Here is a 12,893-nt window from a genome sequence, read left to right on the forward strand (position 1 = left end):
AGTAAAAACCTATAATGATTTTAAACCTCCAAAAACACATTAAGAATGTCTAGAAAAAACCTTCAACATATAACATTAAAAAACAAAGTACAAACGTTGAAAAACGGCGAAGAAAAGGACTTTCTCACCGCCGAAAACATCAAGGTCAAAACCACATATACTAAAGATGATATTCAAGGCTTAGAACACTTAAATTTTGTTGCTGGAATTGCACCGAATCTTCGTGGACCGTATTCAACTATGTATGTCCGCAGACCATGGACTATTAGACAATATGCAGGGTTTTCAACAGCAGAAGAGAGTAACGCTTTTTACAGACGAAATCTAGCCGCAGGCCAAAAAGGACTATCCGTTGCTTTTGACTTAGCCACACATAGAGGCTACGATTCTGACCACGAACGTGTGGTAGGAGATGTTGGTAAAGCCGGAGTTGCCATAGATTCGGTCGAGGACATGAAAATTCTTTTCGATCAAATTCCTTTAGATAAAATGTCGGTATCCATGACAATGAATGGCGCCGTATTACCAATTATGGCATTTTACATAGTAGCTGCCGAAGAACAAGGGGTTAAACCCGACCAACTTGCAGGCACAATTCAAAATGATATTTTAAAGGAATTTATGGTGAGAAATACGTACATCTATCCACCGACTCCATCCATGAAGATCATCTCTGATATTTTTGAATATTCAAGCAAAAACATGCCAAAATTCAACAGTATCAGCATATCAGGCTATCATATGCAAGAAGCAGGAGCTACTTGCGATATTGAATTAGCTTATACCTTAGCAGATGGATTAGAATACATTAGAAAAGGCTTAGATGCCGGCATGGACATTGACACCTTCGCCCCTCGCCTATCGTTCTTTTGGGCTATTGGCATGAATCATTTTATGGAAATCGCTAAAATGCGTGCAGCGCGTATGCTATGGGCAAAACTAGTAAAGCAATTTAATCCCAAAAATCAAAAATCACTTGCACTAAGAACCCATTGTCAAACCTCAGGATGGAGTTTAACAGAACAAGATCCGTTTAACAATGTCGCAAGAACCTGTATTGAAGCATCGGCAGCAGCTTTTGGTGGCACACAAAGCCTACATACCAACGCCCTAGATGAAGCCATTGCGTTACCAACAGACTTTTCTGCGCGCATTGCAAGAAATACCCAGATATATCTTCAAGAAGAAACGCATATCACCAAAACCGTAGACCCTTGGGCCGGAAGTTATTATGTTGAAAAACTCACGGACGATATCGTTAAACAAGCTTGGAAGCTAATTCAGGAAGTTGAAGAATTAGGCGGCATGACTAAAGCTATTGAAGCCGGCATACCCAAACTACGAATTGAAGAAGCTGCAGCCCGTAAACAAGCTCGAATTGACTCCACTCAAGACATTATTGTTGGCGTTAACAAATACCGCCTTAAACAAGAAGACCCCATAGCAACACTAGAGGTCGACAACCAAACCGTTAGATTACAACAAATTGAACGTTTAGAACATATTAAAGCGAATCGTAATAAAGATGCCGTAAACAAAGCACTTTCAAAATTAACACAAGCAGCAAAGACAAATGAAGGAAATTTATTAGATTTAGCCGTAGATGCCGCAAGAAAGCGAGCTACTTTAGGAGAAATAAGCGATGCTTTGGAAGCCGAATTTGGACGCCACAAAGCGCAAATTAAATCATTTTCAGGAGTGTATAGTAAAGAAATAAAAGACGATAAAAGCTTTCAAAAAGCAAGAGAATTAGCTAATAAATTTGCTGAACAAGATGGACGCAGACCTCGAATCATGATTGCCAAAATGGGACAAGATGGTCACGATAGAGGAGCAAAAGTTGTAGCCACTGGTTATGCCGATGTTGGATTTGATGTTGATATCGGACCTCTGTTTCAAACCCCTAAAGAAGCCGCAAAACAAGCCGTTGAAAATGACGTCCACATCCTTGGCATATCTTCCTTAGCAGCAGGACACAAAACACTAGTGCCTCAAGTTATAGAAGAGCTTAAAAAACACGGCCGAGATGACATTATGGTAATTGTTGGAGGGGTAATACCAAAACAAGATTACCAATTTTTATTTGACGCTGGAGCTGTTGCGGTTTTTGGACCGGGAACTAAAATTAGTGACGCTGCTATTCAAATTTTAGAGATATTAATTGATTAATTCATAGCCGTTATTTTCAAATTTTAAAACTGATTAAAATGACGCCCAATACTCCATGAAAAAAAACAGAACAACCAAAATAATAAAACGCAATCTAGTCATTCTACTTATTTTAGGATTGCTACTTGTGCATTTTATTGCTCCTCGGTTTATAATGGAAAGGAGAAACCCTATTGCTGCGCTGTTTAAAACGGAAAAAGTCAAAAACCACCAATTGGAAACGAACGTCAACTCAAAATTTAAAAGAAAGAAATTAACGATTACAACATTTGACAATCTTAAACTATCTGCTCTATTAACCTATTCAAACTTAGAAAACACCAAAGGCACCATTATATTATTACACGGTAGCGGTCATACTAAAAATCATTTTTTAGACTTAAGTGAATTTCTTTCAACCAATGGTTTTAATTCAGTTGCCCTAGACTCTAGAGGATTTGGCGAAAGCGAAGGTCAATTTCTCACTTACGGAGTTAAAGAAACTAAAGATATTCAGACATTAATTAGTCAATTAATTAATGAAGAAAACTTAAACAATATTGGTCTTTGGGGACAATCTATAGGAGGAGCCTTTACATTGCAAACCATGGGAATTGATAAACGTGTTAAATACGGAATTGCAGAAAGCTCATACAAAAATTTAAAAACAAACCTGCAATGTTTCTTTAAGCGTCACGCAGGATTTAACCTAGAGTTATTTAGCAATTACCTTGTCAACAGAGCTGGAAGTATCGCCGATTTCAATCCCGATGATGCTAACCCCTACAAATACAGTAAAAACATCACACAACCCATACTTGTGGTTCACGGAGGTAAAGACAAACCTATTCCTATTTCAGAAGGCAAAGCAAATTACTCTAGAATTAAAAGTATTGATAAAGAATTTATAGAAATCAAATTAGCTGGCCACTCAGATATCTGGAAAATCGGAGGCGAAGACTACTTTAATCTAGTTCTAAAATTCTTAAATAAACAAGCCCTTCCTTCAAACTAAGTATTTAGTTAAAATTTTGTTATTCCTTTCAATATCATAATTTTATATATAAATTAGAGGAATATTCTTATATTTTACTAATTTATTAAAACCATCAATCTAATGAAAAAATTATGTATCAGTACATTAGTTTTAATGTGCTTAGCTCTAGTATTTCCATTAAATGCCCAAGTTGCAACAGCAAATGCACAAACAACTTACACCCCATCAAATCTAATCCCCACAGATCCCAATGTTAAAACTGGAGTTTTAGAGAACGGACTCACCTATTACATTCAAAACAACCCTAAACCCGAAAACAAAGTTGAGTTAAGACTTGTCGTTAATGCAGGTTCTATTTTAGAAGATAAAGACCAATTAGGTCTTGCACATTTTATGGAACACATGAATTTTAATGGTACCAAAAATTTCAAAAAGAACGAATTAGTAGATTATCTGCAAAGTATTGGGGTAAAATTTGGAGCACATCTTAATGCTTACACTAGTTTTGACGAAACGGTATACATCCTTCCTATTCCTAGTGACGACCCAGAAAAGCTTGAAAAAGGATTTCAAATTATTGAAGATTGGGCTCATAACGCCTTACTAACAGATGAAGAAATAGATAATGAACGCGGAGTTGTTTTAGAAGAATACCGTTTAGGAAAAGGTGCAGATGAGCGCATGATGCAACAGTATCTCCCAAAAATGATGCACGGCTCAATGTATGCCGAACGCCTTCCTATTGGAACCAAAGAAAATTTAGAAAACTTTAAATACGAAAGCCTAAAGCGTTTTTATAGAGATTGGTACAGACCCGATTTAATGGCGGTTATCGCTGTTGGCGATATTGATGTTGCGACATTAGAAGCTAAAATTAAATCGCATTTCGGACATATAAAAAATCCGAAACACCCAAAACCTAGACCATCCTTTGACTTACCAAACCATAAAGAGACCTTTATTGCTATTGAATCTGACAAAGAAGCTCCTTTTTCTAATGTAAGACTGATGTTTAAAGATAAAGTGAACTCTAAACCAGATGTCACTTATGCAGATTACAGAAAATCTATGGTCGAAAATTTATTCTCTCAAATGATAAACAACCGTCTAGATGAAATTAGAAATGGAGACAATCCTCCTTTTGTTTATGGATTCACCTACTACGGAGGCACCTATGCACGCACTAAGAATGCTTTTCAATCTTCTGCCATGACCAGCCCAGAAGGACAACTAGAAGCTTTAAAAACGCTTCTTGTAGAAAATGAACGTGTACGTCAACACGGATTTTTTGAAGGTGAATTTAATCGCGCCAAAAAAGACTTAATAGCCAATATGGAACGTGCTTTTAAAGATAGAGACAAAATGGAATCTAATAGAATCGTAGGACGTTACGTTAGTAATTTCTTAGAACAAAACCCTATTCCTAGTATGGATTGGAGATTTGATTTCATGAATTCGCAACTACCAACAATTACTTTAGACGAAGTTAATGCACTAATCACTTCTTATATCAAAGAAGATAACCGCGTTGTCATACTTACTGGACCTGAAAAAGAAGGTTTAGAAAAAGTTAAAGAAGCCCAAGTATTAGAATTATTAGATTCTGTGAAGTCAATGGATCTAAAACCTTATGAAGACAAGGCTGTTGCGACATCTTTAATCACTAAAACACCGACAAAAGGTAGTATTAAAGCATACAACACAGATGACATTCTTGGTACCACAACCTTAACGCTAAGCAATGGAGCGACTGTAACATATAAGAAAACGGATTTTAAAAATGATGAAATCTTATTTGATGCTTATAGCTATGGAGGGACATCATTATATACAGATGAAGAATACAAAGCCACCACTAATGCCAACAGAGGTTTAACAGAAGCCGGAGTTAATGGTTTTAACAAAATTGAATTGGGTAAAATGCTATCTGGTAAAATTGCTAATGTAAGATTATCAATTGGCTCGTATAGTGAAGGTTTATCGGGCAACACCACACCTAAAGATTTAGAAACACTATTTCAATTAACCTACTTACATTTTACGGCTTTAAACAAAGACGAAAACGCATTTAAAAGTTTTGCCGATAAACAAAAAGCATTTTTAGGCAACCTTTTATCTAGTCCGCAGTTTTATTTCCAAGATCAATTATCTGAATTTATATATGGCAAAAACCCAAGATATACTGGGTTTCCTACCGCAGAAGATATGGATAATGCAGATTACGATTTAGCCTATGAAAAATACAAAGAGCGTTTTGCTGATGCAGGAGATTTCAATTTCTATTTTGTTGGCAATATCGATGAAGAAAAATTGGTAGCATATTGTGAAACGTATTTAGCTAGTTTACCAACCACAGGAAGCAAAGAAATGTATAAAGTCAGTGATTTTAGACCTTTAACAGGTAATCATAAAAAAATTGTTGAAAAAGGTGAAGACCCCAAAGTGCTGTTAGAATAACTTATCATGGTCCAACGAATTACGATGAAAAAGAAGCTCACGCTTTAAAAAGTCTAGCTGAAGTTTTAACCATCAAATTAGTAGAAAAACTAAGAGAGGAAGAAGGCGGCGTCTATGGTGCAGGGGCAAATGCAAGCATTAGCAGCATGCCTTATGATTGGTTTAGATTTAACATCAGTTTCCCATGTGGTCCAGAAAATGTTGATAAACTAATTGCAGCAACAATGAAAGAAGTTGATCTTTTAGTAAGTGAAGGCCCGACAGAAAAAGATTTAGAAAAAGTAAAAAAAGCTCAAATCTTAGATTACAAAGAGGATTTAAAAACCAACAGGTTTTGGCTAGAACAACTTAAAAATGCAGACTATCTAAAAAAAGATGCCCATAATATCTTAAAATTTGAAGATGCGGTAAATAGCTTAACCGTAGCCGACTTGCATAATGTGGCCAAAAAATATTTAACGCAAGGCCATATCACTGGAATTCATAACCCAGAAAAATAAAATTACACACAAAATAGGATGCAGCCTTCTATTATTTCTATAGAAGGTTGCATTTTTTTATAGAACTGTTAACAACTTCAATTTCTTAAAGTCGTAAATAATTGTAATTTTAAGCCCTTATATTTAACCAAATCAATTAATGGGTAAAATCATTGCAATAGCAAATCAAAAAGGAGGAGTTGGTAAGACAACAACCTCAGTAAATTTAGCCGCTTCACTAGGTGCCCTAGAGAAGAAAGTCCTGATTATAGATGCCGATCCTCAAGCCAACGCAAGTTCTGGGGTAGGTATTGATGTCGACGCTGTAGAGATAGGTTCGTACCAGGTTTTAGAACATACTGCTTTGGCAAAAGAAGCAATTGTAGCTTCTAACGCACCTAATGTAGATGTACTACCTGCTCATATTGATCTTGTGGCTATAGAAATTGAGTTAGTCGATAAAGAAGAGCGCGAATACATGCTCAAAAAAGCTATCATCGATTTAAAATCGGAATATGATTATATATTAATAGACTGCGCTCCATCTTTAGGCCTACTTACATTGAATGCATTAACCGCTGCCGATTCTGTCATTATTCCTATTCAATGCGAATATTTTGCATTAGAAGGTTTAGGTAAACTGTTAAATACTATTAAAAGTGTACAGAAAATCCATAATGAAGCGTTAGACATAGAAGGCTTATTATTAACAATGTTCGATTCGCGTTTACGTCTATCAAATCAAGTTGTAGAAGAAGTTCAAAAACACTTTAGCGATATGGTTTTTGATACCGTTATACAACGTAATGTCCGTTTAGGAGAAGCTCCTAGTTATGGAGAGAGTATTATTAACTATGATGTTAGCAGTAAAGGAGCTGTCAACTATTTGAGTCTAGCTAAAGAGCTGATTAAGAAAAACGAATTATAATGGCGAAAGCAACAAAAAAACAAGCATTAGGACGAGGCCTTTCAGCTCTATTGAAAGATCCTGAAAACGATATTAATTCAGCAGAAGATAGAAATGCAGATAAAGTCGTTGGTAATATTGTTGAACTTGATATTGATAGTATTGAGGTTAACCCTTTTCAACCAAGAACCAATTTTAATGAAGAATCATTAAAAGAACTAGCTTCATCTATTCGCGAACTTGGCGTTATTCAGCCCATAACTGTTAGAAAATTAGCATTTAACACCTATCAATTAGTATCAGGAGAGCGTCGTTTTAGAGCTTCAAAATTAATCGGTTTAGAAGCCATTCCTGCCTATATACGCATTGCTAATGACCAAGAGTCGTTAGAAATGGCTTTAGTAGAAAATATTCAACGCCAAGATTTAGACCCTATAGAAATTGCTCTATCCTACCAACGTTTAATTGATGAAATTCAGTTAACACAAGAACAAATGAGTGAGCGTGTTGGAAAAAAACGATCTACAATTGCCAATTACTTGCGCTTATTAAAATTAGACCCCATTATTCAAACGGGGATGCGCGATGGCTTTATAAGTATGGGGCACGGCCGTGCTATGGTTAATATTGAAGATCCTATTGACCAACTCGAAGTTTACGAAAAAATCATAAGCAATAAGTTATCAGTTAGAGCAACGGAACAATTAGTTAAGAACTTAAACTCTGATGCACCCGCTAAGACCAAAGCATCTGATTTTGAAATCCCTGTACACATCAAAAAAGGAGTTAAGGACTTTTCAGAATATTTTGGCCACAAAATTGACGTTAAGATGACAAAAAATGGAAGTGGAAAAATTACGATCCCATTTCATTCTGAAGAAGATTTTAACCGAATTAAAAAATTGGTACAGCGTGACAAATAAAGGTTTTTACTGTCTTTTAATAGGCTTGTTCTCGGTAGTTTTTTCGTTTGCTCAAACAAAGAAAGATAGCACTAATATTGCTATAGATCAAAGTCCTATTATTGCGAACACAACCTTAGAAAAAAAAGAAATAGATCCGTTAAGACCTTCTAAAGCGGCATTTTATTCAGCAGTACTTCCAGGTTTAGGACAGGCTTACAATAAAAAGTATTGGAAAATCCCTATTGTTTGGGGAGCTATTGGTGCTGGAGTTTACTTTTATGTAAGAAACGATAATCAATTTGACCGTTATAGAGATGCTTATAAAAGTCGGTTAGCAGGTTATAAAACAGACGAATTTTATGATACAATTTCAGACGACGGACTTGTTAGAGCGCAAGAACAGTTTAGACGAAACAAGGAAATGTCACTCTTAATCACCTTTGGCTTATATGCGCTAAATATCATTGACGCCAATATCGATGCCCATCTACTTCAATTTAATGTCGATGAAAATTTAAGCCTAAGCCCGCATTATCAATATAATGAAATGGAAAACACTTCGGATTTAGGACTAACGCTTAATTTTAAATTTTAACATGAAAATAGCTTTACTAGGTTATGGCAGAATGGGTAAAAGCATTGAGGCTATCGCAGTGGATCGCAATCACAGTATTGTATTAAAAGTTTCAGATTCAAACTCTACTTATGATTTTTCAGAGGCGGATGTTGCTATAGATTTTAGCATACCAACCGTTGCCGTAACTAATATAAAAAAAGCATTAGATGCTGGAGTTCCTGTAATTTCAGGAACCACTGGCTGGTTAGAGCATTATGACGACATCATAGACTATTGTAATTCTAAAAATGGGACGTTTTTATATGCTTCAAACTTCAGTTTAGGTGTCAATATTTTTTTTGAACTCAATAAAAGATTGAGTGCATTAATGTCTAGTTTCCCTGAATACACAACAGCGATTGAAGAAATTCATCACACACAAAAATTAGATGCCCCAAGCGGAACGGCAATTACATTGGCAGAACAAATTATAGCACATACCAAACATAACAATTGGACCTTAGACCATCCTAAATCTAGTGAAATTCACATCGACGCAAAGCGCATTGCAGGTGTCCCAGGCACACATGAGGTTACCTATAATTCAGAAATTGATGCTATAAGTATTAAGCACACGGCACATAGTCGACAAGGGTTTGCTATGGGAGCAGTAATAGCTGCTGAATGGATTAAAGATAAAAAAGGCATCTTTAGTATGAAAGATGTGTTAAACATTGGTTAATTTGCCAAAGTATTGCAACAAATTAAAATAATTTTCAACCTATTAGATTAAATAACATATTATGAGCTGGACACAGTGGTTTATCTTTTTACTCATTATACAAATCATACATGGCCTAGGTACATGGAAATTATATATAAAAGCTGGGAGGCAAGCATGGGAAGCCTTTGTACCTGTCTACAACGCTGTTATTTTAATGAAAATTATTTCACGCCCATGGTGGTGGGTCATTCTAATGTTTTTACCAATTGTAAATCTTATTATGATTCCTGCGGTTTGGGTAGAAACAGCAAGAAGTTTTGGAAAAGACAGTAAACTAGATGCTCTTATATGCATCATCACATTAGGGTTTTACCTTTTCTACCTCAATTATGTTGCAGATGTGCATTATATTGAAAACCGCGAATTAAAACCAAAAACAGCATCAGGAGAATGGATTAGCTCTATTCTTTTTGCCGTAGTAGCAGCTACAATTGTTCATACGTATTTTTTTCAACCGTTTGTGATTCCATCGTCTTCTTTAGAAAAATCGTTATTAGTAGGAGACTTTCTTATTGTAAGCAAAATACATTATGGAGCGCGTATACCAATGACAACAGTTGGTGCACCAATGGTACACGATACAATTCCTAAATTAGGTAGCAAATCATATCTATTCAATGATAATTTTGAAGAGCGAAACACCTCTTGGATCAATAAACTTCAATTGCCATTTTTAAGATTACCAGGTTTTGAAAATGTAAAACGCAACGATATTGTCGTTTTCAATCAGCCAGCAGATACCTTGCTGAACATGAATGATTTTAATCCCGATAGAAATTATTACAAACCTATTGATAAAAAAACCAACTTAGTAAAGCGTTGCGTTGGTGTTGCTGGTGATACTTTAGAAATTAGAGATGGGTATGTCTTTATTAACGGAAAACAAAATAAGTTACCACCAAGATCGCATCTGCAATTTTCTTATAATGTTACCTTAAAAAAACAGCATACAACCCAAGCAGAACAATATAGATTTTTCGACTTATTAAAGAAAATTGGCATTACTGATGGTGCTCGTTTAATGAATGATGGTAGTTACACAATTTTTGCCGCAACCGATGAGGCTATTGCACAATTAAAAGTTCAACCAAATATAAATACGATTGAATCAATAAAGCAACCAAAAGGTTTAGATGGTCAGATTTTCCCTAGAGATATCAATTACCCTTGGAATGTTGACAACTTTGGACCAATGTGGATTCCAAAAGCTGGTGCTACTGTAGATTTGAATATGGATAATATTTCTATTTACAAACGTGTCATTGGAGAATATGAAGGTCACAATGTTGTAACAAGAGGAAATCAAATTTTCATTGACGATCAACCAGCAACATCTTATACCTTTAACCAAGATTATTACTGGATGATGGGAGACAACAGACACAACTCTATTGATAGTCGCTATTGGGGATTTGTACCTAACGATCATATTTTTGGCAAACCGGTATTCATTTGGATGAGTATTGATGGTATTAACGATGGTATTAAAAACTGGAGTTTCCGTTGGGATCGTATATTTACAACCGTTAGTGGTGGTAATGAACGCACCTCTTATTTAATTCCGTTTATTGTTCTTGTTTTAGGAATCACGTTCTTCAACAAATGGCGAAAGAAGAAAAAAGCAAAATCATAAATTGACGTAACTAGTCGTAATGAAAAGCCTTATTCACCCCACCTATTTCCCAAACATTGCGCACCTTTGGGCTGCTGTGAATGCGGATTCCATACATCTTGAAGTCTTTGATAATTATCAAAAACAATCGTATAGAAACCGAACCGAAATTTATGGTGCTAATGGTAAATTGGCCTTGACAGTCCCTGTAAGTTACACACAGAAGAACAGACAACGCTATAGAGATGTGAAAATTGCTAATGAAGAACAATGGCAGCTACTTCATTTAAAATCGCTACAATCAGCTTATAGTACGTCTCCTTTTTTCGAATTTTACATTGACGACCTCATGCCACTTTTTGAAAAACGATTCGATTATATCTTAGATTTTAATTTGAACTGTTTCGAAATTATCATAAATAGCCTTCAACTAAATATTGAACCTATTCAAACCACCTTATTTGAAAAAGAGCCTGTAGATAAAGTAGATTATAGACCTTTAGTTAAACGAAATTCTGAAGTTAAGTCGCTTCAGCCTTATACCCAAGTTTTCACAGAAAAGCATGGGTTCATTCCTAACCTTAGTATTTTAGATCTTTTATTTAATGAAGGACCAAATACGGAACTGTATTTGAAACGACAAACTTTATAAACAAAGACTATACTTCTAAGTTTCTCTCAAAGAGACATGAAGCTAAAACAGTATTATAAATGCTACAATCATTTGTACATTACGGCATCCACTTCGGCTTACCTTTAGTCCTTGCACTTACGGTCTTTAGAGACCGTTGGCTAAAAGCGTATGGTATTATGATTTTAGGAATGTTAATCGATTTAGATCATTTGTTAGCAACCCCTATTTTTGATCCAAACCGTTGCAGTATTAATTTTCATCCACTTCACACCTATTATGCTATGGTCGTTTATCTATTAGCATTAATTCCTAAAAAGACAAGGCTAATTGGTATTGGCTTAGTCATTCATATTATTGCTGACACTGCGGATTGTGGACTAATGTAAATTACTCTAAACTAAGCGTCGTTTTAATAGGATAATGATCTGATAGTTTTACATCAAAGGTTCGGAATCCATTGACTGTAAAATCTTTATCCGCCAAGATAAAATCAATTCGCATGGGAAAGAATTTAAAATCGTAGGTCCTACCGAATCCATTTCCAGCATTTTCAAACGTGTCTTTTAAATCGTCACCTTTGACCATTCTATAAACATAAGAATAGGCTGTATTATTGAAATCACCTGTAACTATTGTCTTATAATTTGTTTTTGCCTTATGAGCTAAAAACAATTCCACTTGATCTTGCTGTGCTCTAAACGTAGACCTTACTTGCTTAAACAAATGTCCTGAAGTTTCTTTTTTAAGTTTTTCAACGTCAGTTTCAATACCTGAAGATTGCAAATGAAATGTATAAACTCTAATCGTGTCTTTTTGTTTTACGATATCTACAAAAATGGCATTGTTATACGTATTGGGAAACTCAAGAGAACCTGAATTAATAATCGGAAATTTAGAAAAAATTGTTTGTCCGCCTCTAATGCCTTCTGTATATCTAGCATTAAAACTATTATAACCTTTCAGTTCTATTGGATCACCTGTTCTGTATTCTTGTAAACACAGAATATCGGGTTGCTCAGTATCTATAAATTTTAAAATATCTTCTTTCACCGTTTTATCGGGTAACCATCCAAACTTATTAAATAGTCTAACATTAAAAGACATCACAGAAAAGTTAGCCTCGTCTTTTATATCTTCTGAAGATGAAAACTTATACATAGAGTTGATATAATTCCATCCAAATAACAATACAACTAACGATAATAGCATTTGCTTTTTTACACGAAGCAACCAATAAATAAAGAAAACAACATTGAATAAAATAAGTAAGGGAACCCCTAAACTTAAAACTGATAATGACGCAAAACTTTTTGGAGGGATATAAGGTAATATATAAGACGTAAGCAGTAAAAATGCCACCAATGAATTGATGAAAAACACAACTTTACTACCAAATTTTAACCCTTTCACGTGT

Annotated in this window: 12 protein-coding genes; 11 read left to right on the forward strand and 1 reads right to left on the reverse strand. The window is 35.2% G+C overall.

The window, feature by feature from the left end:
- Window positions 1-45 precede the first annotated feature (45 nt).
- From scpA to ACXGSQ_RS16510, 11 genes are all read left to right on the forward strand, one after another.
- Complete coding sequence (scpA, locus tag ACXGSQ_RS16460; RefSeq protein WP_458627235.1) at window positions 46-2,169, forward strand: methylmalonyl-CoA mutase; 2,124 nt, start codon at window positions 46-48, stop codon at window positions 2,167-2,169.
- Window positions 2,170-2,224: 55 nt separating this feature from the next.
- Complete coding sequence (locus ACXGSQ_RS16465) at window positions 2,225-3,163, forward strand: alpha/beta hydrolase (RefSeq protein WP_458627236.1); 939 nt, start codon at window positions 2,225-2,227, stop codon at window positions 3,161-3,163.
- Between the two features lie 102 nt (window positions 3,164-3,265).
- On the forward strand, window positions 3,266-5,602 hold the full coding sequence (locus ACXGSQ_RS16470; RefSeq protein WP_458627237.1) for a M16 family metallopeptidase: 2,337 nt from the start codon (window positions 3,266-3,268) through the stop codon (window positions 5,600-5,602).
- Complete coding sequence (locus ACXGSQ_RS16475; protein ID WP_458629373.1) at window positions 5,599-6,102, forward strand: M16 family metallopeptidase; 504 nt, start codon at window positions 5,599-5,601, stop codon at window positions 6,100-6,102. The genes ACXGSQ_RS16470 and ACXGSQ_RS16475 overlap by 4 nt, the downstream gene beginning before the upstream one ends.
- A gap of 139 nt (window positions 6,103-6,241) precedes the next feature.
- Complete coding sequence (locus ACXGSQ_RS16480; RefSeq protein ID WP_458627238.1) at window positions 6,242-7,009, forward strand: ParA family protein; 768 nt, start codon at window positions 6,242-6,244, stop codon at window positions 7,007-7,009.
- Window positions 7,009-7,911, forward strand: coding sequence for a ParB/RepB/Spo0J family partition protein (locus ACXGSQ_RS16485; RefSeq protein WP_458627239.1), 903 nt, complete (start codon window positions 7,009-7,011; stop codon window positions 7,909-7,911). The genes ACXGSQ_RS16480 and ACXGSQ_RS16485 overlap by 1 nt, the downstream gene beginning before the upstream one ends.
- Complete coding sequence (locus tag ACXGSQ_RS16490) at window positions 7,901-8,488, forward strand: DUF5683 domain-containing protein (RefSeq protein WP_458627240.1); 588 nt, start codon at window positions 7,901-7,903, stop codon at window positions 8,486-8,488. Before ACXGSQ_RS16485 ends, ACXGSQ_RS16490 begins: the two co-directional genes overlap by 11 nt.
- 1 nt (window position 8,489) lies before the next feature.
- Window positions 8,490-9,191, forward strand: a complete 702-nt coding sequence (dapB, locus tag ACXGSQ_RS16495; RefSeq protein ID WP_458627241.1) for a 4-hydroxy-tetrahydrodipicolinate reductase — start codon at window positions 8,490-8,492, stop codon at window positions 9,189-9,191.
- Window positions 9,192-9,252: 61 nt separating this feature from the next.
- Window positions 9,253-10,866: a signal peptidase I gene (lepB, locus tag ACXGSQ_RS16500; RefSeq protein ID WP_458627242.1), complete on the forward strand. Its 1,614-nt coding sequence runs from the start codon at window positions 9,253-9,255 to the stop codon at window positions 10,864-10,866.
- 19 nt (window positions 10,867-10,885) lie between these two features.
- On the forward strand, window positions 10,886-11,497 hold the full coding sequence (locus ACXGSQ_RS16505; protein ID WP_458627243.1) for a WbqC family protein: 612 nt from the start codon (window positions 10,886-10,888) through the stop codon (window positions 11,495-11,497).
- A 59-nt stretch (window positions 11,498-11,556) separates the two neighbouring features.
- Window positions 11,557-11,865 (forward strand): DUF6122 family protein, encoded by a 309-nt coding sequence (locus ACXGSQ_RS16510; RefSeq protein WP_458627244.1) that lies wholly within the window; start codon window positions 11,557-11,559, stop codon window positions 11,863-11,865.
- Window position 11,866: 1 nt separating this feature from the next.
- Here the strand turns inward: ACXGSQ_RS16510 and ACXGSQ_RS16515 are convergent, their stop codons facing one another.
- Window positions 11,867-12,889 carry an endonuclease/exonuclease/phosphatase family protein gene (locus ACXGSQ_RS16515; RefSeq protein ID WP_458627245.1) on the reverse strand — a complete coding sequence of 341 codons (1,023 nt, stop codon included), beginning with the start codon at window positions 12,887-12,889 and terminating at the stop codon, window positions 11,867-11,869.
- Between the last annotated feature and the right edge of the window lie 4 nt (window positions 12,890-12,893).

Source organism: Winogradskyella sp. PC D3.3 (assembly GCF_054366245.1).